This is a genomic window from Bradyrhizobium sp. 153 (assembly GCF_023073835.1).
GTDB lineage: Bacteria > Pseudomonadota > Alphaproteobacteria > Rhizobiales > Xanthobacteraceae > Bradyrhizobium.
On sequence record NZ_JADPKH010000053.1, the window covers coordinates 137,611 to 162,469 of the forward strand.

Here is a 24,859-nt window from a genome sequence, read left to right on the forward strand (position 1 = left end):
GGAAACATGGCGCGCATTGCAACGACCGAGACCGGACTCTACCGAATCCCGCTGCCCGTTACGCTCTCCGACTCCATGCATGGCGAGATGGCGGCGTTCGAGCTGATCACCTGCCGCATCCGCGATGCTGACGGTGCCGAAGGCGTGGGCTACACTTACACGGTCGGGCGCAATGGCGGGGCGACTGCGGACATCGTCAAGCGCGAAATTGCACCGCTCGTCGAGGGCCGCGAGGCGGAGGACACCGAGGCGATATGGCATCATGTCTGGTGGGCCCTGCATTATGGCGGCCGCGGCGGGCCGGTGGTGCTGGCGCTCTCCGCGCTCGACATCGCGCTGTGGGATCTGAAGGCGCGGCGCGCGAAGCTGCCGCTGTTCCGTCTGCTCGGCGGTTTTGACGCTGCCGTGCCGTGCTATGCCGGCGGCATCGATCTCGATCTTTCGGTCGAGGCGCTGCTCAAGCAGACCGACGGCAATCTCGCCAAGGGATTTCGCGCCATCAAGATGAAGGTCGGCCGGCCCGACCTGAAATCCGACATCGGGCGTGTCTCCGCGATGCGACAGCATCTCGGCGACGGTTTTCCGCTGATGGCGGACGCCAACATGAAATGGACCGTCGAGGAGGCCATCCGCGCCGCCCGCGCGCTTCAGCCCTTCGACCTCACCTGGCTCGAGGAGCCGATCATCCCCGATGACGTCGCAGGCCATGCGCGGATCATGCAGGAGGGCTGTGTGCCGATCGCAGCGGGCGAGAATCTGCGTTCGCTGTGGGAGTTCAAGAACTACATCGCCAATGCCGCGGTGTCCTATCCCGAGCCCGACGTCACCAATTGCGGCGGCGTGAGTGCGTTCATGAAGATCGCGCGGCTGGCGGAGGCCTTCAACCTGCCCGTCACCAGCCACGGCGCGCACGACATCACCGTGCATCTGCTCGCGGCGTGCCCGAACCGCTCCTATCTGGAAGCGCATGGCTTCGGGCTCGACACCTATATCGAGCATCCGCTGGTGCTGAAGGACGGCATGGCACTGGCGCCGGACCGTCCCGGCCACGGCGTCGGTTTTGACTGGAAGGGGCTGGCGAAGCTGGCGGCGTAGAGTGCTCCGTCAAGCCCGGCCATGACGATGCGGCTGCAAGTGAGGCATTCCATGGCGCTTGATGCAGGGCACGGATATTCCGCTATGGTGCCGCCGCCAATCCCCTGCGAAAGACCCCCATCTTGACACCCGAGCTGCACCAGAAATTGACCGCGTGGCGCCGCCATCTGCATGCGCATCCCGAATTGTCCCTGCAGGAGAAGGAGACCTCTGCCTTCGTGCAGGACAGGCTCACCGAGCTCGGCATCTCCTTCGTCTCAGGCTTTGGCGGCCACGGCATCGTCGCGACCTTGATGCGCGGGCATGCGCAGAGGCGCGTCGGCCTGCGCGCCGACATGGATGCGCTGCCGATCACCGAGGACAGCGGCCTGCCCTACGCCTCAAAAACTCCCGGCGTGATGCATGCCTGCGGCCATGACGGGCATACCGCCTCGCTGCTCGGCGCGGCAGCACTGCTCGCCGCCGACACCGATTGGAGCGGCACGGTGGACTTCATCTTCCAGCCGGCCGAAGAAGGCTTTGGCGGCTCGCGCGCGATGGTCGCGGCCGGGCTGTTCGACCGCTTTCCGATGGAGCGGGTGTTCGGCTTTCACAACTGGCCGGGCCTTGCGGCCGGCACCATCGCGGTGCATGACGGCGTCGTCATGGCCTCGGGCGGGCGCATCACCATCACCATCGAGGGCCATGCCGGACATGCCGGCATGCCACATCTGACGCGCGATCCGGTGGTGGCGGCCGGCCACCTGATCGTGGCGCTGCAATCGATCACCTCGCGCAGCGTCGATCCGCTCGACACCGCAGTGCTCTCGCTCTGCACCATCGAAGGCGGCACCGCGCCGAACCAGATCGCCGGACGCGTCGTGGTCCGCGGCACGCTGCGGTACCATCGCGACGCGGTCAAGGATACCATCCTCGACGGGATCGAGCGCACCTGCGCCGGGATTGCGACGAGCTTCGGCGTCACGGTCACGCCAGAGATCATCTGGGGTGTGGGTGTGGTGATCAACACGCCGGCCGAAGCGGAGCTTGCCCGCATCGCCGCGGAGAAGGTGCAGGCTCCCGTGCGGCGCGATCTCGCGCCCAGCATGGCCGGCGAGGACTTTGCATTCTATCTCCAGCAGCGGCCGGGCGCCTTCGTCTGGATCGGCAACGGGGACTTGCGCGATGGCGCGGAGCTGCACGGCCCGCGCTACGATTTCAACGACGCGATCCTCCCCGTCGCATCGGGCTGGATGGCCGAGGTCGCCAAGATGGCGCTGGCGTCGAATTAGGCGCAGGCCTATTCAGGAGATCTCGCGCGGCAGCTTCCAGTCCGGCCGCGGCTCGCAAACCTCTTCCACCCGCTCGACATGATAGCCGGCAGGCAGCAGCCGGCCGCCGCCCTCCTCGTCGGCGACCGGGACGTCGGTCACCAATCCCTCGATCAAGGCGGCCTCCCACACTTCTTTCTCGGTCGGAAAGGGGTCCCCGATCTGCTTGTTGCCTTCGAACAGCGCGTACATCGGTTCAGTCCTGCGTTGATCAAGCTCACGAGCAACGTATCGGCCGCGCGGACGTTCCCTCCGGCAAATGGCAACGGATGGCACGTGAAACATGGCGCGCATTCTGATCGGCACCTCCGGCTGGCACTACGATTCCTGGCGAGGACCGTTCTTTCCCGAAGGCCTGCCGCTGAAGCAGCAGCTTGGCTACTACGCCGGACAGTTCGATACCACCGAGCTGAACGGCGTGTTTTACCGCACGCCGACGCCGGAAGCGGTGAAAGGGTGGCGCGAGCAGACCGGCCGCGATTTCGTCTTCGCCTGGAAGGCGTCGAAATTCATCACGCATTGGAAGCGCCTGTCGGACCGCTCCGTCAACAGCCTCGAGCTGCTGGAGGATCGTATTTCAACGCTGGGCGGCAAGGCGGGGCCGATCCTGTTCCAGCTCCCGCCGCAATTCGAGGCCAACGCGGACCGCCTCGCCGCCTTCTTCAAGCTATTGTCGAGGAAACGGCGCTATAGCTTCGAATTCCGTCATCCGAGCTGGTACCAGCCGCGCATCCTGCGCATGCTGGCCGACGAGAACATCTCGCTGTGCCTGTCGGATCATCACGATGCGCCGGCGCCATGGAAGCGCACGGCGGATTTCGTCTATGTGCGCGGACACGGGCCGAGCGGGCGCTATCACGGGCACTATACCAAGACCATGCTGGCGCAATGGGCGCGGCGTATCAAGTCATGGAAGCGGCAGGGCTGCGACGTCTATGTTTATTTCGACAACGACCAGAAGAGCGCGGCGCCGGCCGATGCCCGGACGTTGAAGCAATTGCTGTAGCGCCCGGCCACACTGCGCTGCACCTGATTGTCGCTACACCAGGGTGGGACCTCATGCCGCCGATCGCTGCGGGACGCCGTCTTGCAGCGTCTCGAGCAGGCGCTGCTCTCGCTCGATCCGGCTCCGATAGAGCTGGCGCTCGCTTTCGGTCTTCGCGCTGGCCAGCAGCAGGCGATAGTGCTGGATCACCTTCTCGCTGCCGCGGATGAGGAGGTTGCGGACGTCGCTCATCGTTCCGCTCCCATCGCGGCGGAAGCCGATTGCATATTCGGGAGCGTGAACGTGGCGGGAAAGACATCGGCGGCGAGCGCCTCGAGCGCGGCCTGCTCTTCGGCGAGCCGTCGGTCGATGAACTGGCGTTCGATATCTGAGAGCTTCGTCTTCAGCAGGCGCCGATATCGCTGGAGGTTGCTTCGGTGCGCACGAATGCGGGCCAGATCCTGGTCAAGCATCATCGTCACTCCTGACGGTCTCTCCACGGTCCTCTTGATTTCGATATATCGAAAGATAGTTCTTCCGGCGTGAAAAATATTCCGGCTTGTTACGGTGTCAAGATGCTCCTTCGCCGCTCCCCGCCTCGTTCCGTTTGTCCGCCGGACGCGAGCGTCCGCGATCGATTATTTTCGCTTCCCCCTTGCAAGACCTTTGCGCCGCTCTAATTCGTTCTTCGCCGCGGGGTGTTCGGAGGGGGGCGTACTCGCAGCCGTTCGGATTGGCTGCGCCTCGTGTCATGGTCTAGATGACGCCATCTCGCCGAAGCGCCGCGATCGCGGCCTCGTCGTAGCCGAGCTCGGTGAGGACGAGATCGGTGTGCTCGCCCAGCGTCGGCGGGCGCGTTGCGATTTCGCCCGGCGTCTTCGACAGCCGCACGGCCGCGCGGGCGGTCGGTGCGGGCTTCGGCAGGCCCGGATAGTCGACGTCCTGCATGAAGCCGGCGGCGCGAATGTGCGGATGGTTCAGCGCCTGTTGCGGGCTGAGGACAGGTCCGGTCGGAATCATGGCCTTGCCCAGGGTGTCGACAGCCTCCTGCGTGGTGCGCTCGGCGCACCAGCGCGCCATCCGCTCGCTGATGACAGGGCCGTTGTTGCCGCGGCTGATGTCGTCGGCAAAGCGCGGGTCGTTCAGCCACAGCTCCTCCTCGCCCATCAGCCTCGCCCAGCGCTTGAACAGCGGCTGACCCGTGACCTGGCACAGCACCCAACCGTCCTTGGTGCGGTAGATGTCGGCCGGCGCCGCGGTCTGGCCGAGGTTGCCGGTCGGCACGCGATTGACGTTGATGACGGCCTGCTCGATCAAGGTGGCATTGGTGAAGGACAAAGCGGTTGCGAGCAGCGCGCCCTCGACGATCTGCCCGCGCCCGGATTTGCCGCGCTCGATCAGCGCGGCAAGCGTTCCGAACGCGCAGTGCAGCGCCGTGCCGAAATCGACCCAATTCACCGCGGCCCGATACGGCGGATCGCCTGCGCCGGTCATGTACACCGCCCCCGACATCACCTGCCCCACGCCATCGAAGCCGACCCGGTCGGACCAGGGCCCCGGCCCGCCGAACGCGGTCGCCGTGGTCAGAATGATGTCGGGCTTGATCGTCTGCAACGACGCGTAGTCGAGCTTCATCGCGCGCAGGGTCTGCGGCGGCAGATTGGCGACGACAACGTCCGCGGTGGCAATCAGGCGGCGCATCACCTCCTGCCCCTCCTCCTTCATCGGATCGAGCGTAATGCATTTCTTGTTGCGGTTGACCTGGAGAAACAGCGCGCCTTCGCCATCGTCGCCGACCGGTGCCACGAAGCGATCCTCGCTGCCGTCGCGCTTTTCCACCCGAATGACCTCGGCGCCGAATTCGGCCAGCAATGTCGCGCAATAGGGCCCCGCGATATAGCGCCCGAAATCGAGCACGCGGACGCCTTCCAGAACTCCTCCCATCGATCGCTTCCCCCCTGATGTTTGCGCTCCAAATTACAGGGGCTGGCGGCCACGGCAAGGGAGGCCGGGCACGTTCGCCAGTGCGACCAAACGTCGGATCCGCAAAGGAGCCGAAGCACGAGACTTGAACTCGCCGCGGCCATTCCTAAGTTTTGATGCTGCCGGGCCGCGTGTTCGGCAAAACGGAACTCATGCAGAGGATTGGGAAGCCCGCGCTTCGCGGGCGCGTATTCGAGGGAAGTCACATGAGAAAGCTTGCTCTTGCAATCGCCGCGGCAGCAACGCTCCTCATCGGAACGGTTGCGCCGGCTTCGGCCCACTGGCGAGGCCACCATCACTGGGGTGGTCCAGGCATCGGTCCCGCCGTCGCGCTCGGCCTGTTCACCGGAGCATTGGCCGCCGCGACTGCACCGCCGGTCTACTATGAGCCGGTCTATGGTCCGCCGGTCTATTATGGACCCCGATACTATCGGACCGTCCGCTATTATCCAGCGGCATATCCCTATTGGTATCCCTGGTGAGCTGAGATAAGGCCCGGCCTGCAACCGGGCCTTATCGCTATCTTGCGTCGCCATCGCCTGAACGCACCCCTGCGGATGCGAGTACCTCTCACTGAGGGCGCAGTTGGTCTGCCAGGAACAGATGGCGGCGGGAAAAGTTCTGTCGGTACGATGCAGGTCCGGATGCGTACCGGGCCCAAACGAGCGCGCTAAAAAACGCGCCTCGAGGCTACCCGGCTGCGCAACGATATCGGACCTGGCTTTCGCATGAACAAGAATGTCCGCTTCAATCTTGGGTATGCTGTCGCCGCAATCTTCGCGGTCTTCTTGATCCAGCACCTGATCTCCGCGGCCCACCAGATAGCCGTGATCCCCTTTAGCGAATACCAGCAGCTCTTGCGTCAGGGGAAAGTCGATAGCGTGGGCATCTCCGACCGCACCCTGCAGGGCACGCTGAAGGAGCCGCTGCCGGGCGGCCAGAAGCAATTCGTCACCACGCGTGTCGACCAGGACGTTGCGCAGGAGCTGGAGAAATACAACGTCCGTTTCACCGGGCAGATCGAGAGCACGTTCCTGCGCGACCTTTTGTCGTGGGTCATGCCCGTGCTCCTGTTCTTCGGCCTGTGGTGGTACATCGGCCGCCGCATGGCGGAAGGCGGCGGGATCGGCGGCGGATTGATGGCCATCGGCAAGAGCAAGGCCAAGGTCTATGTCGAGTCCAATACCGGCGTCACCTTTGCCGACGTCGCCGGGGTCGACGAAGCCAAGGACGAGCTTCGCGAGGTCGTCGATTTCCTGAAGAACCCGACCGATTATGGCCGCCTCGGCGGCCGCATGCCGAAAGGCGTGCTTCTGGTCGGCCCGCCGGGCACAGGCAAGACCCTGCTGGCCAAGGCCGTCGCCGGCGAGGCCAGAGTGCCGTTCTTCTCGATCTCGGGTTCGGAGTTCGTCGAGATGTTCGTCGGCGTCGGCGCCGCACGCGTGCGGGACCTGTTCCAGCAGGCGCATGAAAAGGCGCCGGCCATCATCTTCATCGACGAGCTCGATGCGCTTGGCCGGGCCCGTGGCATCGGCCCTTTCGCCGGCGGCCACGATGAGAAGGAGCAAACGCTCAACCAGCTGCTCGTCGAGCTCGACGGCTTCGATTCGCGCTCCGGGCTCGTCATCCTCGCCGCCACCAACCGGCCCGAAATCCTCGATCCCGCCTTGCTCCGCGCCGGACGCTTCGACCGGCAGGTGCTGGTCGACCGGCCCGACAAAAAGGGCCGCATAGAGATCCTCAAGGTGCACATGAAGAAAGTGCGCCTGGCGGCAGGCGTCGATGCGGACGCCGTTGCCGCGCTCACCCCGGGTTTCACGGGTGCGGACCTCGCCAATCTCGTCAATGAAGCCGCGCTGCTGGCGACGCGCCGCGCGGCTGACGCGGTGAGCATGAGCGACTTCAACAATGCGGTCGAGCGCATGGTCGCGGGCCTCGAAAAGCGCAATCGCCTGCTCAACGCCAAGGAGCGCGAGATCGTCGCCTACCACGAGATGGGGCACGCCCTCGTCGCGCTCTCCCTGCCGGGCACGGATCCCGTGCACAAGGTCTCGATCATCCCGCGCGGTGTGGGCGCGCTCGGCTACACCATTCAGCGACCGATCGAAGACCGCTTCCTGATGACCAAGGAGGAGCTGGAGAACAAGATGGCGGTGCTGCTCGGCGGCCGCGCCGCGGAGCTGATCGTGTTCGGACACCTGTCCACCGGTGCGGCCGACGATCTGCGGCGCGTAACCGACATCGCCCGCAGCATGGTGACGCGTTACGGCATGTCCGAGAGACTGGGCAGCGTCGCCTATGAACGCGATCCCGGCAACTTCCTTGCCGGCGCCGACCGTCCCTATCCGGTTCGCGAGCGCGACTATGCGGAAGAAACTGCGGCCGCAGTCGACCGCGAGGTGAAAGCCATTGTCGATCAGGTCTTCCAGCGCACCCAGGCATCCTGAACACGCGGCGGCCGATCCTGGACCGCGCCGCGAAGAAGCTTTTGGAACGGGAGACACTGGAGCAGAGCGATATCGATGCGCTGATCCACGAAATGCCCAAGGAGGGGCTGCGTGCGATTTGAGCTTCATGACGCAAGACAGCTTTAAGTAGGCCGCTTCCGCCTGACCTCCGTTGAGAGTTCGATCATCTTCCTATTTGGCGGCGAGCCGTTTGAGAGGAGCGGCGAAGGCGAGCCTCCGCTCTTCGGCGCCTCGACCTCTATGCCGGGCTCGGCATGCCTGGCGTGCCATTCGATCAAGAGGTGGCCGGCCACCAAGATCACGCCGGCGCAGAACAGCGCAAGAGCCGCGCTGACAAGATCACGATAATCATCCATCCCACTAACCAGACATGCGCACCAGGCGAAGGGGGCCGACCAACCTGCCGGGCACGCGAATGGCATTCGAAGAACTCCACCGCGCGCGTGGACCAAATTGGAACGAAGGCTTCAGGTTTCAAGAGGCTGTCTGCATCGGAGAAAGGGGCGGGCCTCTCCTTGCCAATTTCAGCATCCAACATTCAAGTCGGAACCTTCCGCCGATTTTCAAATTCTAAATGCGTCCACCGGCCTGAGAGCGTCTGGGTGCCAAGTTCGGGCTCAGCGAGTGAGGCTGGTGGTGATTCTGACCATCTTGCTCGATTGAGGATTTGGACATGAAACCTGCCTGCGCTACGACCGCGCGGCCCGCCAAAATCGCCGCGCTCCCAGCTGTGCCGCTTTCGGCGCTTCTTCGCCACTCCCACATTGATCAGCAGCGCGCCCCCGATCGGCGCGAACGATGTTCGTGAGGGGGGTGCGCGATGTTAGTTGCCTCATCACTTCCCGCGATCCATTCCGAAGGCGGGCTATCCCGCTACCTGAAGGAGATCCATCGATTTCCGCTGCTCGAGCCGTCGGAAGAAGCCGAATATGCCCGGCGCTTGCGCGATTGCGGCGATCGTGACGCGGCCTATCGGCTGGTGACGAGCCACCTGCGGCTGGCGGCCAAGATTGCGCTCCAGCATCGCCGCTACGGCCTGGCAATCGCCGACCTCATCTCGGAGGCTAACGTCGGACTGATGCTCGCCGTCAAGCGGTTCGATCCGGAGAAAGGCTTCCGGCTTGCGACTTATGCCTCCTAGTGGATCAGGGCATCAGTGCAGGAATTCATCCTGAGATCATGGTCGCTGGTCAAGCTGGGCACCACCGCGGCGCAGAAGAAGCTTTTCTTCAATCTCCGCAAGCTGAAGCGCAGGCTTGGCGTGGCCGAGGATGGCGATCTGCGCGCCGATCAGCTCAGATATATCGCCGATAGTCTCGAGGTGAAGGAGGATGACGTGGTCGAGATGAATGGCAGGCTGCGCGGCGACATCTCGCTCAACGTGCCGCTCAGCGTCGAGACAGAAGGCGATGAATGGCAGGATCGTCTCGTGGATCCCTCCCCCGATCCTGAAAGTCTGCTGCTGGAAGCCGCCGATCGTGAACGAAAGAAAGCTGCCCTCACGGACGCCATTGCTGCGCTGTCGCCACGGGAGCGCAGCATCATCGAAGCACGATATTTGGACGAGCCGCACAAGACATTGGACTCGCTCGCCGGCAAGTTCGGCATCTCGCGCGAGCGAATCCGCCAAATCGAGCAGCGCGCGTTGCAACGGATCAAGGCGAAGGTCTGCGCGGGCCTGGCCGATCCGAACCTCGCGACAATACATTAGATGAGCGCGAAACGGATGCTGATCGGCCAAGGCCGATCAGCATCCTCTGCAGATGTCGGGGACGATACGTTCGGCCGAAAAGTCAGCGCTTCTGCGCCCATTCTGGCGCACTTTTTCAGCATTGCTGCGAGACGTTGCAACGGAACTGGTAGCGAGCTGCCGGGCGGGCTCGGCCGAAATCCGCGCCTCTGCGCGCGGAGAGTCCGCCTCTTTGGCCTGAAGCGCATTGACCATCCCCAACAAGGCAATGGCAGCGATAACGCCTCTCATCTCTGATCATCCTCCTTTCGGTTCGCGGCCTCGTTACGTCCGGAGCGGCCGGCCGGCCGCTCCGCTGTCAGCTCATGGCAGGCTGTGGTCGGACCCGATCCGACGGCGCGAGATCGAGCCGGATACCTGATGGCCCCAGGACCGGCGACAGCAACGTATCCACCTTCATGGTTGCACTGGCCCACTCCCAATTCTGCCAGGGCATCGTGTCCAGGTATGGGATCGGCGGCAACGCGAGCTGTTCGAAACTGTCTGCCGCGTTCCTGATAGAACCGGGACTTTCGGCGCCGTAGGCCGCAAAGGGCACGAGGGAAAGGCCGGCACCAACGGCCAACGCGGCGAGGTGCCGCAACATTATTCGGGCGTTCTCCGCGCGAGCGGAGAACGTACGATCCTTGATCATCTCATCCTCCTATCGTTCGAAAACAGATGCAATTGATCGTGACAGCTCATGGAGAACGAGCCCGGCCGCTGGGCCGGGCTCGCTCGTCTCAGAAGTCCATCGCGGGAGCGCTTGCCGCTTCCGTCTTCTTCGGCTTGTCGGCCACCAGCGCTTCGGTCGTGATGAGCAGCGAAGCAACCGAGGCCGCGTCCTGCAAGGCCGTGCGCACCACCTTGGCAGGATCGATCACGCCGGCCTGCACCATGTCCTGGTACTCGCCGCTCGCCGCGTTGAAGCCCCAAGTGTAGGTCTGGTTCTCGAGGAGCTTGCCGACGACGACGGAGCCGTCCTCGCCTGCATTCTGCACGATCTGTCGAGCCGGCACCTGGATTGCGCGGCGCACGATGTCCACGCCGGCCTTCTGGTCGGCATTGGCGGTCTTGACGCCCTCGAGCGCCTTGAGGGAGCGCAGCAGTGCCACGCCGCCGCCAGGCAGGATGCCCTCCTCGACCGCAGCCCGGGTCGCATGCAGCGCGTCGTCGACGCGGTCCTTGCGTTCCTTCACCTCGACCTCGGTCGCGCCGCCGACCCGGATCACCGCGACGCCACCGGCGAGCTTGGCCAGCCGCTCCTGGAGCTTCTCGCGGTCGTAATCCGAGGTGGTTTCCTCGATCTGGGTTCTGATCTGCTGGCTTCTCGCCTCGATGTCCTTCTTGGCGCCGGCCCCGTCGACGATCGTGGTGTTCTCCTTGTCAATGACGACCTTCTTGGCGCGGCCCAGCATCTTCACCGAGACGTTCTCGAGCTTGATGCCGAGATCTTCGGAGATCACGGTGCCGCCGGTGAGGATCGCGATGTCCTCCAGCATTGCCTTGCGGCGGTCGCCGAAGCCCGGCGCCTTGACGGCGGCAACCTTCAGGCCGCCACGCAGACGGTTGACGACCAATGTCGCCAGCGCCTCGCCCTCGACCTCCTCTGCGATGATCAGCAGCGGCTTGCCCGATTGCACGACCTGTTCGAGCAGCGGCAGCATCGTCTGCAGGCCCGACAGCTTCTTCTCGTGGATCAGCACATAGGGGTCTTCGAGCTCGACCCGCATCTTCTCCGGATTGGTGACAAAGTAGGGGGAGACGTAGCCGCGATCGAACTGCGTGCCCTCGACCACCTCGAGCTCGGTGTGGAGGCTCTTGGCTTCTTCGACCGTGATCACGCCCTCATTGCCGACCTTCTGCATGGCCTCGGCCAGGAAGCGCCCGATCTCGGTATCGCCATTGGCGGAAATGGTGCCGACCTGGGCAATCTCGTCGTTCGAGGTAACCTTCTTGGCGTGCGATTTGAGGTCGGTCACGATGGCGTCCACGGCAAGGTCGATGCCGCGCTTGAGATCCATCGGGTTCATCCCGGCGGCGACTGCCTTGGCACCCTCCTTGACGATGGCCTGCGCCAGCACGGTCGCCGTCGTGGTGCCGTCTCCGGCAAGATCATTGGTCTTTGACGCGACCTCGCGCACCATCTGTGCGCCCATATTCTCGAACTTGTCCTCCAGTTCGATCTCTTTGGCGACGGTGACGCCATCCTTGGTGATGCGCGGCGCGCCGAACGATTTTTCGATGACGACGTTGCGTCCCTTTGGACCGAGCGTGACCTTCACCGCATTCGCCAGTGTGTCGACGCCCCGCAGCATGCGCTCGCGGGCCTCGGTCGCGAACTTCACGTCCTTGGCAGCCATTTTTGCAAACTCCTTTCCGTTCGATGACTGTCAGTGTTACGCCGCCTTCTTCAGCGTGCCGGCCTGCTCGACCACGCCGAGAAGATCGCTTTCCTTCATGATCAAGAGCTCCTCGCCGTCGATCTTGACCTCGGTGCCCGACCACTTGCCGAACAGCACCCGGTCACCGACCTTGACGTCGAGCGGCACGAGCTGGCCTTGCTCGTTACGCGCCCCCGGCCCAGCGGCGATGATCTCGCCCTGCTGCGGCTTCTCCTTGGCGGTGTCGGGAATGATGATGCCGCCGGCGGTCTTCTCCTCGGCATCGATTCGGCGCACGAGCACACGGTCGTGCAACGGGCGGAAATGCATGCACATCCTCCTTGCTAGGTTCAGCGATGTCCAAAATCCGGGTCCGGAACCGGCCCCCGGGCGGCAAACGACCTAGGAACAAGTCGATCTTTGTTCAAGGGGGCTGCGCGAAAATTTTCCCCTCACACGCCGGCCCCTGCTCGCGCGGTGCGACTTGCAGGGACTGGCGATCCCAGCAAGGCTGGCGGTGGACATGATGCCCCTGCGCGAACAATTTCGACCGGCGGAGAAGTTTGCTTTAATATGAACTCCGTGCCCCAGCCAGTGCCCCCATCCATGCCGCAGCCATTCGATCGCTCCAAGGAAGATCTCGGCAACGCGATCCATTTCGAGCACGTCAACATCCAGGTCCCCGATCAGCGCCTCGCCACCCTGTTCTACGTGGCAGGACTCGGGCTGACCCGCGATCCCTATCTGATGGTGTCCGACACCAATATGTGGATCAACGCCGGACGGAGCCAGTTTCATTTGCCGAGCGGCAGGCCGCAGGTGCTGCGCGGCCATGTCGGGCTGGTCATCGCCGGCCGCGAGGCACTGCTCGCGCGGCTGGCTTCGGTCGCCAAAAAGCTCGATGGCACCGCGTTCACCTTCGCCGAGCGCAACGACCATGTCGAGGCGGTTTGTCCATGGGGCAACCGCTTGCGCTGCTACGAGCCCGACGCCGCGCGCTTCGGGCGCATCGCGCTCGGGATTCCCTATGTCGAGTTCAACGTGCCGGCGGGATCGGCAACCGGCATCTGCGCGTTCTATCCTGAAGTCATGGGCATGCCCGCCGACTTGCGAAACGGCGGCGGCAAGGTGGCCGCGGTGAAGACGGGCCGCGACCAGCACCTGTTGTTCCGCGAGACCGATCGGCCGCAGCCGGACTATGACGGCCACCATGTGCAGATCTACATCACCGACTTCTCCGGCCCCTATCGCAAGCTCCTGGCGCGCGACCTGATTTCCCGCGAGGACAATCAATACCAGTACCGGTTTTGCGACATCGTCGACCTCGATAGCGGCAAGCACCTCTTCACTGTCGAGCACGAGGTGCGCAGCGCGACCCACCCGATGTTCATGCGGCCGATGGTCAATCGCAACCCGGCGCTGACCAACCGGAACTATGCGTACGGGCATGACGAGGCGGCCTGGGCGATGGGGCCGGATCAGTATGAGGGATAGGCTAAGCCTGCCGCATCATTGCCCACGGCGTAGAGCCTGCGCAGCGGCGTACCGTTGCGCGCAAGGACACAATCACGCCGCTGCGCGCGCCTATCGCCAACTCTCCTGAAGGAGACACTACGCGCGCGTCATCGCTATCCATCCTGGTGTCAGGCCCGTCGGGTTGCGAACGCCCGCTCGACCGCATCAGTTGAAATCCGCGATACGCGCATCGAGGGCGAAAATGCCTTGGTAAATTTCCGGATCCCCAAGGCGGCCACCGACATCAGGCGCCAGTTCGGCGGCCTTGTGCCAAGCGGCTTGGAGCGCCGTCTCGTCGAGAGCCTCGACCATCAGCAGGCCGGCAAACAGGCCTTCGCTCGTCCGCATGCCTTTTTCGACCGTCGGAACTGACGTGCGATCCTGATCCGTCGCACCGATCTGAACGGCGACCACGCCGTCGCAACCGGCAATGGCATTGGCAAACCCTGCCGGATCGTCCAGAGGCCGGTCGATCCGCAGCACTATCGCGGTGGCGCCCTCGCCGCGCCCGGCGCGAACTGTCACATTGCCCCCGCCGCGAACGAAATTGCCCAGCCGGGGCATGATGCGCTGCGACCAGAGCGTCGGTGAATTGAGGCGCGCCAGATAGGCCGGGCCGTCCAGGACGTCAGGCGTTTCGAGCTCGTACAAGATGAAGAAGCGGTTCATATCGGCGCGCAACGCGCGGAAGACACGGCAGGCGAGAAAGCCCCGCGTCGTCACACGTTCCATCGTGTGCTCGCGGGTGAGCCAATGCCGATAGTCTGTCAGGTCCTCAGACGCGATATCGCTCCAGATTGCCAGAAATCCCGCACCGCGCATCCGCTCCTCCCTGCTCTACGCCTTGCTCCTCGGCTTCAAGCCGTGCAATGCAGCCGGAACGCCATCGGGCAATCGTCCGAGCCGCTGAACGGCCGCCAGAATGGCGGCGATATAGCCGTAAGGACCAAGCCCGCAGATCACGGCCGTCGAGGCGCTGGACGTGATCGAATGCCGGTGCAGCTCATCGCGGGCGTGAATGTTGGAGATGTGCACTTCGATCGTGGGGCCATCGAAGATCTTCAAGGCATCGATCAAAGCAATCGAAGTGAACGAGAACGCCGCCGGGTTCATGATGATCGCATCCGCGTTGCCACGAGCCGATTGGATCAGGCCGACGAGCTCACCTTCGATATTCGATTGATGAAACGACAGCGAGACGTCAAGAAGCTTGGCGAGTTCCAGGCAGCTTGCCTCTATTTCGCCAAGGGTCGTTGAGCCATAGATGTGTGGCTCCCTGATGCCGAGGAAATTGAGATTGGGGCCGTTCAGGATCATGATCCGCGTGGCCATGGGGCCGCTCCTTTCGACAGGACGTGACTAGCCACCGAACCATTTTGCCGGCTCCGTGACCAATTGGGGGAAAAGCACCATCAGAAGCAACACGGCGAGTTGCGCGATCAGGAAGGGCCAGACGCCCTTGATGACGTCCTCCATGCTGATCCGCGAGACGCCGCAGACGACGTTCAGCACGACGCCCACTGGCGGCGTTATCAGGCCGATCGCATTGTTGATGATGAACAGCACGCCAAAATAGACTGGATCGATCCCGGCCTGCTTGACGATGGGCATGAGGATCGGCGTCAGGATCAGGATAGTCGGCGCCATATCGAGCGCGGTGCCGACGATGACGACGAGGATCATGATCGCGAGCATCAAGAGCGTCGGGCTGCCCATGAACGGGCGCACGAGATCGACGACCTGGGTCGCGATCTCGGCTACCGTGATGAGCCAGGACGAGACCAGCGCTGCGGCGACCAGAAACATCACGATGCTTGTGCTGAGCGCCGCCGAGACCATCACCTCGTAGAGTTGCGAGAGCTTCAGCTCCCGGTAGATGCAGGTGGCGACGAACAACGCATAGACGGCCACCACGACTGCCGCTTCGGTCGGCGTGAAGATGCCGAAACGCAGACCGACGACGATGATGACCGGCAGCATCAGCGCCCAAAATCCGTCGGTCACCGCTTTCGCTATCTCACGCAAGGACTTGCGGGGCGGGCTTTCGATGTTCTCGTCACGGGCGACCCACCACCACGCAACACAAAGGCCGAGGCCGAGCAGCAGCCCGGGCACGATGCCGGCGAGAAACAGCTTCGAGATCGAGACGCCGCCGGCGACACCGAACAAGACGAAGCCGATGCTCGGTGGGATGACAGGTGCGATGATCCCTCCCGCCGCGACCAGCCCGGCCGCGTACATCTTCTTGTGGCCTGCCGCGACCATCATTGGGACCAGCAGGGCGGCCAGCGCCGCAGCATCCGCCGCCGCCGATCCGGACAGCGAGGCGAGCGCGCAGGATGCCAGGATCGCGACATAGCCGAGCCCGCCCCGCACGTGGCCGACGACCGCGAACGCGATGTCCACGATTCGCCTGGCAAGCCCGCCCTTGTTCATGATTTCGCCGGCAAGCATGAAGAACGGTACCGCCATCAGCGGGAAACTGTCAGCGCCGTTGATGATGTTCTGCGCGACGATCTGGGAGTCGAATATGTCGAGGAAGTGCATCAAGGCGATGCCGCAGACGATCAGGGCAAACGCGATCGGCATGCCCAGCGCCATGGCGCCGAGGAGCGAGACTGTGAAGACGACAATCGTCATGGTGCAATCCGGCCGAGAACAGGGCTTGCGGAGCTCAGCTGTGCCCGTCGCTTTCCTTCACAGCAATAAGGTCCTCGCCGCTCGCCGCGCCGATGACGACCTGGAAGAGGTCGTAAGCGAGGATGGCGGCCGCCGAGACGCCGAAGACGAGCCCGGATGAGTAGAAGAAAAGCCCGACCGAGATACCCGACGCCGGCGCGGTGTCGCCGAAGGTCAGAACGGCTTGCTTCCAGCTTCCGAGCGTCAGCAGCCAATCGGCATAGAGCATCAGGAGGTAGCTGACCACGAAGCAGAGCATCCTGCCTCGCGGCGGCAGCGCACGCACGAGCGTATCGACGCCGAGATGTGCGTGCTGGCGCAGTGCAACGATGGCCCCGAGAAAGGTCAGCCAGACCAGGAGCCAGCGCGACAGCTCCTCGGATACCGCGATACCCGAATTGAAGATGTAGCGCAGCACCACGTTGCTGAACACGAGCACCACCATCGCAGCAAGGCAAACGGCGACCGCCGCCTTCAACACGTCGCAATAAGCGTTGAGGATCTTTGCCATTCGCCTTATCTACCGTCCCGTCACTTGATGGTGCTGCGAATGCGCGCGAGCTCGGCGTTGAAGAGCTTCACCTTGTCGGGATCGTATTCGCTGGAGAACTTCTCGATGACGGGCTTCACCGCCTCCTGCATCCGCGCATATTCCGCCGGCGCGATCTCGTTGAACTGCATGCCCTTGGCCTTCAGCTCGCCGAGCGCCCGATCGGCGGCGAGTTTGGTCTGCTCGCGCTGATACTGGACCGTCTCCGCGTAGGTGTCGCGGAACATCTTCTGCTCCTCGGGCGACAGCTTGTCCCAGAACTTCTTGCTCACGATGATGATGTTCTGGGTGAAGGTGTGGTTGGTCGCCGAGACGTATTTCTGCACCTCGTAGAATTTGTTGGACAGGATGACGCTGTAGGGATTTTCCTGGCCGTCGACCGTCTTGTTCTCGAGGGCGGTGTAGAGCTCGCCGAACGCCATCGGCACCGGGTTGGCCTTGAAGGCCTTGAAGGTCTCCAAATAGACCGGGTTCGGAATCACACGCAGCTTCAGGCCGGCGAGATCTTCGAGCTTCGCCACCGGCCCTCTGCTGTTGGTGACGTTGCGGAAGCCCAGGCCCCAATAGCCGAGCGCGATCAGGTCCTTCCCTGGCAGGAGGTCCATCATCGTCTTGCCGAACGGTCCATCGGCAAGCGCGGTCGCCTGGTCGAAGTTGGCGACGCTGAAGGGGAAATCGAACAGGCCAAGATCCTTGACGACGCTGGCGAGCGAGGTGGTCGACGCCGAGAAGATTTCCTGGGTGCCGCCCCGGACCGCCGATTGCTGCTGCAATTCGTTTCCGAGTTGGGACGCGGCAAATTCGCGGATCTTCAGCTTGCCCCCGCTCTTGGCGGCCAGGACCTCGGCAAATTTCTGCACGCTGAGGCTGACGGGGTGGTCGGTGTTGTTGAGGTGCCCCCAGCGGATCGTCCGCTCCTGCACCTGCGCAGCCGCAGGTAGCACGGCGAGAACTGCCCCCACCGCGATGACGGCCCAGCCCAGCATTTTCCTCTGCATGCCCACCTCCCTCGATCACGCCGCGGTCTGAGGCCGCGCCTTTTGGCGAGCATAAACATAGGGTATTATCGGAGTCAAAGGAGGAAATCGTTTTCATCATATGAATTTTAGATTATCATATACTACGACGGGAGACCAGACGATGCCCTTGATTGACAAAGAGGAATCGGCGATCGGCGAGGACTGCTATCGCAGAATCCGAGCTGACATCGTTTTCGGACGGCTCAAGCCAGCCCATCGGCTCAGGCTCGAAGCGTTGCGCGAGAGCTATGGCGTGAGCGTCAGCACGCTGCGCGAGATCCTGAGCCGGCTGGCGGCGGAAGGCTTCGTGGCCGCAGAAGGCAAGCGCGGCTTCGAAGTTGCCGGGGTGTCCGCCGATAATCTGCGCGAGCTCGCCGGCTTGCGGCTGCTGCTGGAGTCGCACGCCATGGCGGTCTCTTTCGCCAGCGCCGACGTCGAATGGGAGGGGCGCGTCGTCTCGGCCCATCACAAGCTCGCCTCGACGGAGCGGCTGATGGACTCGGGGATCGGCGAGCCGGAGCAATGGAAGCGCTATGATGGCGAGTTTCACCAGGCGCTGATCTCGAATTGCGGGTCGCGCCTGCTGATGGAAACGCATAGCCTCGTCTTCGACAAATACTTCCGCTACCAGATGGTGGCTTTCCGCTATCGTGGCGCCGAGCCGGCCGAGCAGCACAGGGCACTGCTCGAATGCGCGCTGAGGCGCGACGCCGAGACGGCGCAGAAGGTGCTCTGCGCGCATGTCAACAACTGCGTTGCCGATGCGCTCGCCAACAGCTCGCTGCGCTGAAGGAGTGCGCGGTGACGGCGAGGATCATCGCTGCCGACAAGGTTCAAACCGCAGTGCCGGCAGGCGACGTGCTGGGCGAGACGCCCTTGTGGTGCAGCCGCTTAAACAAGCTGTGGTGGATCGATATCGACCGCCGGCTTCATCAATCGTTCGATCCGTCGACTGGCGCTCACCGGACAACTCGCCACGATTGCCGGTTTCTCGGAAGCCAGGCGCTGGTGTCGGACGGCTCACACATCCTCGCGCAGGATCTGGGGCTGTTTCGCTACGATGCTGCAAGCCGGGAATCGAGCCGCTTCTGCGAAATCGAGACGGGGCGCGACAATCGGCTCAACGACGGACGGGTCGATGCGCGGGGCCGCCTGTGGATCGGGACGATGGACAATGATCTGCACCGGCCGAACGGCTCGCTTTATCGCGTCGACGGCAGTACAGCCACGCCGATGTTCGCGGAGGTCATCGTCAGCAACGGAATTGCGTTTTCGCCCGACAATCGCACGCTCTACTTCACCGATACGCGGCGATACTGCACCTGGCAGTTCGACTTCGACCTCGATGATGGCGTGATCGGCAACAGAAGACTGTTCGCAGACTATACCGCCTCGAAAGAGCGACCGGACGGCGCCTGCGTCGACGTCGATGGCGGGGTCTGGACCGCGTTCTTCTCCGGCGGCCGGATCGTGCGCTATCGGCCGGACGGCCGGATCGACACGATCATTCCCCTCCCCGTGACCAATCCGACATGCGTCTGCTTCGGCGGCCGTGACCTGACGACCATGTTCGTCACCACCGCAAGAAAATTCCTCGATCCCATGCAATTGGACCGAGAGTCCGAAGCCGGCCATCTGCTCGCCATTCACGGCATCGCGCAGGGACTTGCCGAACACCGGTTCGCCGCTGGTTGATTCAGCGCAGCGGGGCAGGATCGAATCAAGCGGAGCTTCTGGCTGGGGCGGGAGGGATCGAACCTCCGAATGGCGGAATCAAAATCCGCTGCCTTACCGCTTGGCTACGCCCCAACTGGCGACCGGGGGCGGGCGGAAGAACTGGCTACCGCAGATTCCCTCGGGTCGCAGCCGGTCTATAGGGAGCGGGGCGGCATTTCAACCGCCTGGAGGGGCAAAATGCCGCGGCCTGGGAAGACCGGCCGAAGGATCCGCGTCTCGCTCTACTCTATTATGAGGCCCGACAACCGCCGGGCCCCCCCGCCGGCCAGCGCCATCCGTTCCCGCCATTGAGACCGCCCCCGTTTCATGGGAATACGGCACCAATATTTGTCCACGGGAGTGAGCCATGACCTACCGCGCGCCGATCTCTGACATGCTGCTGTCGCTCAACCACGGCGCGGGGCTCAAGGCCGCCGTGGCGGCCGGCCATTACGGCGATTTCGACGCCGACATTGTCGCGGCCGTGCTGGAGGAAGCGGGGAAGTTCGCGTCCGACGTGCTGGCGCCGCTCAACCGCGTCGGCGACGAGCACGGCATCAAGCTGAGCGACGGCAAGGTCACGACCGCGCCGGGCTGGCCGGATGCCTACAAGCGTTGGACCGAGGGCGGCTGGAACGCCGTCTCGGGGCCGGAAGGCTTTGGCGGCCAGGGCCTGCCACTCGCGATCAACGCCGCCTGCACCGAGATCTGGAGCGCAGCCAATGTCGCCTTCGGGCTCTGCCCGCTGCTGACGGCCTCCGCGATCGAGGCGCTGGAGGCACATGGCAGCGACGAGCTGAAAAAGATCTATCTTGAGAAGCTCGTCTCCGGCGTATGGACCGGCACGATGCAGCTCACCGAGCCGCAGGCCGGCTCCGACGTCGGCGCGCTGCGCACCCGCGCCGAGCGGCAGGCCGACGGCACCTATCGCATCAAAGGGACGAAGATCTTCATCACCTATGGCGAGCACGACATGACCGACAACATCGTGCATTTCGTGCTGGCGCGCCTGCCTGACGCGCCCGCCGGCACCAAGGGGATCTCGCTGTTCCTCGTGCCGAAGTTCATGGTCAACGAAGATGGCTCACTGGGGCAGCGCAACGACATCTATGCGAGCGGCGTCGAGCACAAGCTCGGCATCCATGCTTCGCCGACCTGCACCATGACCATGGGCGATCACGGCGGGGCGGTCGGTTTCCTGATCGGCGAAGAGAACCAGGGCATGCGCTGCATGTTCACGATGATGAACCAGGCCCGCCTCGGCGTCGGCCTGGAGGGCGTCGGGGTCGCCGATCGCGCCTACCAGCAGGCGCTGTCCTACGCCCAGGAGCGCAAGCAGGGCCGCGCCGTCGGCAGCAAGGGCGACGGCGCGGATGCGATCTTCGTCCATCCCGACGTCAAGCGCATGCTGATGCGGATGCGGGCGCAGACCGCCGCGGCGCGCACCATCTGCTATGCGACCGCCGTCGCGATCGACGTTTCCATCCGCGCCAAGGACGCGAAGGTGCGGGCCGATGCGGCCGCACGCGCGGCGCTGCTGACGCCGATCGCCAAGGGTTATTCCACCGACATCGGCAACGAGGTCGCCTATCTCGGCGTGCAGGTCCATGGCGGCATGGGCTTCATCGAGGAGACCGGCGCGGCGCAGCATTATCGCGATGCCCGCATCACCGCGATCTACGAAGGCACCAACGGCATCCAGGCGATCGACCTCGTCACGCGCAAGCTCGCGGCCAATGGCGGCGCGTCGGTATGGGCGCTGCTCGACGAGCTCTCGGCCACCGTCAGCCAGGTCGAGGCTTCCAACGATCCCGCCTTCGGCACCACGGCCACCAAGCTGCGCGAGGCGCTGGACGCGCTGACGCGCACCAGCAAATGGCTTTTGGAGCGGGTTGCCTCCGCACCGAACGAGGCGCTCGCGGGAGCTACGCCTTATTTGCAGCAGTTCGGCGCCACGCTCGGCGGCTGCATGCTGGCCTCCGAAGCGCTCGCCGCCAAGGCCGACGGCATCACGGACGCCGCACGCTACGTCTCGCTCGCCCGCTTCTTCGCCGAGAACATCACCGTGCAGGCGCCTTCGCTCGAGCGCACGGTGACGGAGAGCGCGGAATCGGTTGCGGCGGCGGATGCGGTGCTGCTGGGATAAGGCGGCGGCTGCCTGCCCCACAACCAATGTGTCCCGGCCTCCGTCGGGACGGCACCGCGTTTTTGACGAGGACCTTCCCTTAGTTCGCGAGTGGCTCGGTGCGGCCGCATCGTCACCGGACGGATGTCCCGCCGATGCCAGCGAGGTCCCGGCGGGCCGACCGATGAACGTCACGACCACCCGCAACACCAGCCCCATTATCGCGAGCGTGGCGGTCAGCATCGCGGAACGGAAGCCGATGCTGCCGGTCAGCGACAGCCGCTGCGGCAATCATCGATCGAGCAATCAGTCAAAGGAAACGGCACCAGGCGCGATCATGCCCCACAACCAGCAGTTTTTCAAGTGAACCATTGTAGCCCAATGTTGCAACGCGCGACAGCGCGTGACGATGCGGCCGGCGGCCTGTGCTGACGACACAAGATCGGGATCGAAAAGCTTGAGCAGCGCATTGGCACGCCTGCAAGATGATGTAGGCTGACCTTTCGTGAGACACGCCAAAGGCAAGCGCCGTGGCGACCGCAGGGGGCTCTCATGCCGAATGGCAATATCGTCGTCACCGAAGAGCGTGGAACGCGCGTGATCACCCTGCGTCGTCCGAGCAAGAAGAACGCGATCACGCAGGACATGTATCAGGAGATGAGCCGCGCGATCGACACCGCGCAGAACAACCCTGATATCCGCTGCATGATCATCACCGGTGGCTCCGGCGTGTTCACTGCCGGCGACGACATCGAGGATTTCCTGAAGGCCGACGCCTCGCACCCCGAAATGCTGTCGAACGGGGCCAAGTTTCTCTATTCGCTCGCCCTCAATGCCAAGCCGATCATCGCGGCCGTGGATGGCGTCTCGATCGGCATGGGCACCGTGATGCTGTTCCACTGCGACTATGTGCTCGCCTCGAACGCTGCGACCTTCTCCGCGCCCTACATCCATCTCGGGCTCGTTCCGGTCGGCGCGGCCAGCCTGCTGGTGCCGAACACGATGGGCTACCAGCGCGCCTTCGCGATGCTGGTGATGGGACGGACTTTTTCCGCCGCGGAGGCGCATGCCGCAGGCTTCGTCAACACCGTGGTCTCGCCCGGACACACCGAGGTCGAGGCGCGCAAGGTGGCGCGCGAGATCTGCCGGCTGCCGGCCGAGGCGGTCGCGACCTCGCGCAGACTGCTGCGCGCCCCGCCGGAGGAGTTGACCCGCCGCATCGACCAGGAAGCCCATTTGTTCGGCGAGCGGCTCAAGTCGGAAGAGGCGATTGCTGCGTTCAACGCGTTTGCGAATAGGAAGAAGCGGTAGGGCGAGCACTCGGCTGTCACCCTCCCCTGGTGGGGGAGGGTCGCTCGCGCGAAGCGCGGGCGGGGTGGGGTGAGCCGCACGAAGACTCTCGCCGGGATACGAACCTTGCCAGCACCTGCTCACAGGATGGTCTGTCGCCCCGCCCCGGTTCGCATTTCATGCGAACCGACCCGCCCCCTCAAGGGGCGGGCGGGAGCGTGCGGCACGCGCGGTGCTTCAACAAAAGAGTTTCGTGAAATCTTTGCGCGGACCGACTAATCTTGTTCCATGCGATATCGATCCATCCTTGCTGCCCTCGCTCTCGCCAGCACCCTCCCCGCCTCAGCCGAGACCGCAGCCCCGGTCGAGCTGCGCATCCTCGCGATCAACGATTTCCACGGCAATCTGCGGCCTTCGCCAGGGGGCATTCGCATCAATGATCCCGAGGACAAGGCCAGGAAGGTGATGGTGGCGGCCGGCGGCGCCGAATACATGGCGACGCTGGTGAGGCAGCTGCGCGATGGACACAGGAACACGATCTTCGTCGCCGCAGGCGATCTGATCGGCGCGAGCCCGTTCCTGTCGGCGATGTTTCACGACGAGCCTTCAATCGAGTCGCTCTCGAAGATGGGTCTTGCGATTAGTTCGATCGGCAATCACGAATTCGACGAGGGCAAGGCCGAGCTCTTGCGGATGCAGAACGGCGGCTGCCATCCGGTCGACGGCTGCCAGGGGCCGCATCCCTTCACGGGCGCCAAATTCCACTATCTCGCGGCCTCGACCATCGAGACCGCGACCGGCAACAGCGTGCTGCCGCCGTACGAGATCAGGGAGTTCGACGGCGTTCCCGTCGGCTTCATCGGACTGACGCTGAAGGGCACCGCCGGCATCGTCTCGCCCGCCGGCATCGCCGGTCTCGAATTTCGCGACGAAGCCGAGACAGTCAATGCGCTCGTGCCGCAATTGAAGGGGCGTGGGGTGGAAGCGATCGTCGTGCTGATCCACGAAGGCGGCGAGCCCACCGGCGACTACAACGAATGTCCCGGCATCTCGGGTCCGATCGTCGACATCGTGAAGAAATTCGACCGGGCCGTCGACATCGTCGTCAGCGGCCACACCCACCGCGCCTATGTCTGCGATATCGATGGACGCCTCGTCACCAGCGGCGACAAATACGGCACGCTGGTCACCGCGATCGACGTCAAGCTCGATCCCGCAAGCCGCGACATCGTCAGCGCCAGGGCCGAGAACGTCATCGTCGCCAATGCCTCGCTTGCGAAAGATCCGGACCAGACCGCGCTGATCGAGGCGTACGACAAGCTGTCGGCGCCGATCGCCAACCGGCCGGCCGGATCGGTGACGCAGACGCTGTCGCGCATTCCGAACGAGGCCGGCGAAAGCGCGCTCGGCGACGTCATTGCCGATGCGCAATTGCTTGCAACCCGCGATGCCAAGGAGGGCGGCGCCGTGATCGCGCTCACCAATCCCGGCGGCATCCGCACCGACATCGTTCCCAAGGAGAACGGCGCGATCACATTCGGCGATGTCTTCGCCAGCCAGCCGTTTCGCAACCGCCTCGTCACCATGACGCTCACGGGCCGCCAGCTCAAGGACTTGCTCGAGCAGCAATGGTCGGACCCGAAGCGGCCACGGATCCTCCAAGTGTCGAACGGGTTCAGCTATGCCTGGGATGCGGCGAAGCCATTCGGCGAGCGCGTGATCGCCGACAGGATGAGTCTCGGCGGCAGGCCGATCGAAGCTGGAAGCGGCTACCGCGTCACCCTCAATGATTACCTCGCCGTCGGCGGCGACGGCTTTACCGTCGCCAAACAGGGTACCGCGCCACAATATGGCGGTTACGACGCGGACGCGCTGTTCGCGTTCTTCCGAGCGCATGGGCCGATTGGACCGCTGCCGCCTACCCGCATCCTGCGCGTGAATTGATCCGGATCGAACGGGCGGGCCCGGGACGGCCCTTTGCCATTGCCGCCCAAACGCCTAGATTTGGGTT

General features: G+C 64.0%; 23 protein-coding genes, 1 tRNA gene and 2 pseudogenes. 13 read left to right on the plus strand and 13 right to left on the minus strand.

Features of this window, described 5'->3' with window-relative positions; genetic code table 11:
- Positions 1–6 precede the first annotated feature (6 nt).
- Both IVA91_RS13355 and IVA91_RS13360 read left to right on the plus strand, forming a co-directional pair.
- Positions 7–1,095: a mandelate racemase/muconate lactonizing enzyme family protein gene (locus IVA91_RS13355; RefSeq protein WP_247279218.1), complete on the plus strand. Its 1,089-nt coding sequence runs from the start codon at positions 7–9 to the stop codon at positions 1,093–1,095.
- Positions 1,096–1,217: 122 nt separating this feature from the next.
- Entirely contained in the window at positions 1,218–2,366 is a 1,149-nt protein-coding gene (locus tag IVA91_RS13360; RefSeq protein ID WP_247279217.1) for an amidohydrolase, read from the plus strand.
- Between the two features lie 12 nt (positions 2,367–2,378).
- On the opposite strand, the gene IVA91_RS13365 is transcribed toward IVA91_RS13360, so the two are convergent.
- Positions 2,379–2,597: a hypothetical protein gene (locus IVA91_RS13365; RefSeq protein ID WP_247279216.1), complete on the minus strand. Its 219-nt coding sequence runs from the start codon at positions 2,595–2,597 to the stop codon at positions 2,379–2,381.
- 91 nt (positions 2,598–2,688) lie between these two features.
- Here IVA91_RS13365 and IVA91_RS13370 point away from each other — a divergent pair, with 91 nt between their 5' ends.
- Positions 2,689–3,411 carry a DUF72 domain-containing protein gene (locus IVA91_RS13370; RefSeq protein ID WP_247279215.1) on the plus strand — a complete coding sequence of 241 codons (723 nt, stop codon included), beginning with the start codon at positions 2,689–2,691 and terminating at the stop codon, positions 3,409–3,411.
- Positions 3,412–3,462: 51 nt separating this feature from the next.
- Here the strand turns inward: IVA91_RS13370 and IVA91_RS13375 are convergent, their stop codons facing one another.
- From IVA91_RS13375 to IVA91_RS13385, 3 genes are all read right to left on the minus strand, one after another.
- Entirely contained in the window at positions 3,463–3,642 is a 180-nt protein-coding gene (locus IVA91_RS13375; RefSeq protein ID WP_247279214.1) for a hypothetical protein, read from the minus strand.
- Positions 3,639–3,863 (minus strand): hypothetical protein, encoded by a 225-nt coding sequence (locus IVA91_RS13380; protein WP_247279331.1) that lies wholly within the window; start codon positions 3,861–3,863, stop codon positions 3,639–3,641. The genes IVA91_RS13375 and IVA91_RS13380 overlap by 4 nt, the downstream gene beginning before the upstream one ends.
- A gap of 283 nt (positions 3,864–4,146) precedes the next feature.
- Positions 4,147–5,334 carry a CoA transferase gene (locus IVA91_RS13385; RefSeq protein ID WP_247279213.1) on the minus strand — a complete coding sequence of 396 codons (1,188 nt, stop codon included), beginning with the start codon at positions 5,332–5,334 and terminating at the stop codon, positions 4,147–4,149.
- 245 nt (positions 5,335–5,579) lie between these two features.
- Between IVA91_RS13385 and IVA91_RS13390 the strand changes: the two genes are divergently transcribed.
- The 3 genes and pseudogenes from IVA91_RS13390 to rpoH all read left to right on the plus strand — a co-directional run bounded on the left by IVA91_RS13390 (position 5,580) and on the right by rpoH (position 9,552).
- Complete coding sequence (locus IVA91_RS13390; protein ID WP_247279212.1) at positions 5,580–5,855, plus strand: hypothetical protein; 276 nt, start codon at positions 5,580–5,582, stop codon at positions 5,853–5,855.
- A 246-nt stretch (positions 5,856–6,101) separates the two neighbouring features.
- Positions 6,102–7,942, plus strand: a pseudogene (ftsH, locus tag IVA91_RS13395) (ATP-dependent zinc metalloprotease FtsH).
- Positions 7,943–8,661: 719 nt separating this feature from the next.
- A pseudogene (gene rpoH, locus IVA91_RS13400) lies at positions 8,662–9,552 on the plus strand (RNA polymerase sigma factor RpoH).
- 337 nt (positions 9,553–9,889) lie between these two features.
- Here the strand turns inward: rpoH and IVA91_RS13405 are convergent.
- The 3 genes from IVA91_RS13405 to groES form a co-directional block, all read right to left on the minus strand.
- The gene (locus IVA91_RS13405; protein WP_247458821.1) at positions 9,890–10,225 is read right to left on the minus strand and encodes a hypothetical protein; all 336 of its coding nucleotides are present in this window, start codon (positions 10,223–10,225) and stop codon (positions 9,890–9,892) included.
- Positions 10,226–10,313: 88 nt separating this feature from the next.
- On the minus strand, positions 10,314–11,933 hold the full coding sequence (gene groL / locus IVA91_RS13410; RefSeq protein ID WP_247279210.1) for a chaperonin GroEL: 1,620 nt from the start codon (positions 11,931–11,933) through the stop codon (positions 10,314–10,316).
- 36 nt (positions 11,934–11,969) lie between these two features.
- A complete protein-coding gene (gene groES, locus IVA91_RS13415; protein ID WP_247279209.1) occupies positions 11,970–12,284 on the minus strand; it encodes a co-chaperone GroES in 315 nt (104 codons plus the stop codon).
- A 276-nt stretch (positions 12,285–12,560) separates the two neighbouring features.
- On the opposite strand from groES, the gene IVA91_RS13420 reads away from it, so the two are divergent.
- Positions 12,561–13,448, plus strand: coding sequence for a hypothetical protein (locus tag IVA91_RS13420; RefSeq protein WP_247279208.1), 888 nt, complete (start codon positions 12,561–12,563; stop codon positions 13,446–13,448).
- Between the two features lie 186 nt (positions 13,449–13,634).
- Here the strand turns inward: IVA91_RS13420 and IVA91_RS13425 are convergent, their stop codons facing one another.
- The 5 genes from IVA91_RS13425 to IVA91_RS13445 all read right to left on the minus strand — a co-directional run bounded on the left by IVA91_RS13425 (position 13,635) and on the right by IVA91_RS13445 (position 17,696).
- Complete coding sequence (locus IVA91_RS13425) at positions 13,635–14,138, minus strand: hypothetical protein (protein WP_247279207.1); 504 nt, start codon at positions 14,136–14,138, stop codon at positions 13,635–13,637.
- A gap of 168 nt (positions 14,139–14,306) precedes the next feature.
- Positions 14,307–14,801: a type II 3-dehydroquinate dehydratase gene (locus IVA91_RS13430; RefSeq protein ID WP_247279206.1), complete on the minus strand. Its 495-nt coding sequence runs from the start codon at positions 14,799–14,801 to the stop codon at positions 14,307–14,309.
- A 27-nt stretch (positions 14,802–14,828) separates the two neighbouring features.
- Positions 14,829–16,109, minus strand: coding sequence for a TRAP transporter large permease subunit (locus IVA91_RS13435; protein WP_247279205.1), 1,281 nt, complete (start codon positions 16,107–16,109; stop codon positions 14,829–14,831).
- 34 nt (positions 16,110–16,143) lie between these two features.
- On the minus strand, positions 16,144–16,659 hold the full coding sequence (locus IVA91_RS13440; RefSeq protein WP_247279204.1) for a TRAP transporter small permease: 516 nt from the start codon (positions 16,657–16,659) through the stop codon (positions 16,144–16,146).
- A gap of 20 nt (positions 16,660–16,679) precedes the next feature.
- On the minus strand, positions 16,680–17,696 hold the full coding sequence (locus tag IVA91_RS13445) for a TRAP transporter substrate-binding protein (RefSeq protein WP_247279203.1): 1,017 nt from the start codon (positions 17,694–17,696) through the stop codon (positions 16,680–16,682).
- Positions 17,697–17,838: 142 nt separating this feature from the next.
- Here IVA91_RS13445 and IVA91_RS13450 point away from each other — a divergent pair, with 142 nt between their 5' ends.
- Positions 17,839–18,507, plus strand: coding sequence for a GntR family transcriptional regulator (locus IVA91_RS13450; protein ID WP_247449665.1), 669 nt, complete (start codon positions 17,839–17,841; stop codon positions 18,505–18,507).
- Positions 18,508–18,518: 11 nt separating this feature from the next.
- Positions 18,519–19,412, plus strand: coding sequence for an SMP-30/gluconolactonase/LRE family protein (locus IVA91_RS13455; protein WP_247279201.1), 894 nt, complete (start codon positions 18,519–18,521; stop codon positions 19,410–19,412).
- A gap of 39 nt (positions 19,413–19,451) precedes the next feature.
- Here the strand turns inward: IVA91_RS13455 and IVA91_RS13460 are convergent.
- A tRNA-Gln gene (locus IVA91_RS13460) sits at positions 19,452–19,526 on the minus strand.
- A gap of 274 nt (positions 19,527–19,800) precedes the next feature.
- Here IVA91_RS13460 and IVA91_RS13465 point away from each other — a divergent pair.
- The 4 genes from IVA91_RS13465 (at position 19,801) to IVA91_RS13480 (ending at position 24,792) form a co-directional block, all read left to right on the plus strand.
- Positions 19,801–21,579, plus strand: coding sequence for an acyl-CoA dehydrogenase (locus IVA91_RS13465; RefSeq protein WP_247279200.1), 1,779 nt, complete (start codon positions 19,801–19,803; stop codon positions 21,577–21,579).
- 163 nt (positions 21,580–21,742) lie between these two features.
- Positions 21,743–21,925 carry a hypothetical protein gene (locus tag IVA91_RS13470; protein ID WP_247279199.1) on the plus strand — a complete coding sequence of 61 codons (183 nt, stop codon included), beginning with the start codon at positions 21,743–21,745 and terminating at the stop codon, positions 21,923–21,925.
- A 185-nt stretch (positions 21,926–22,110) separates the two neighbouring features.
- On the plus strand, positions 22,111–22,869 hold the full coding sequence (locus tag IVA91_RS13475) for an enoyl-CoA hydratase-related protein (RefSeq protein WP_247279198.1): 759 nt from the start codon (positions 22,111–22,113) through the stop codon (positions 22,867–22,869).
- A 267-nt stretch (positions 22,870–23,136) separates the two neighbouring features.
- Positions 23,137–24,792, plus strand: a complete 1,656-nt coding sequence (locus IVA91_RS13480) for a bifunctional metallophosphatase/5'-nucleotidase (protein ID WP_247279197.1) — start codon at positions 23,137–23,139, stop codon at positions 24,790–24,792.
- Positions 24,793–24,859: the final 67 nt, after the last annotated feature.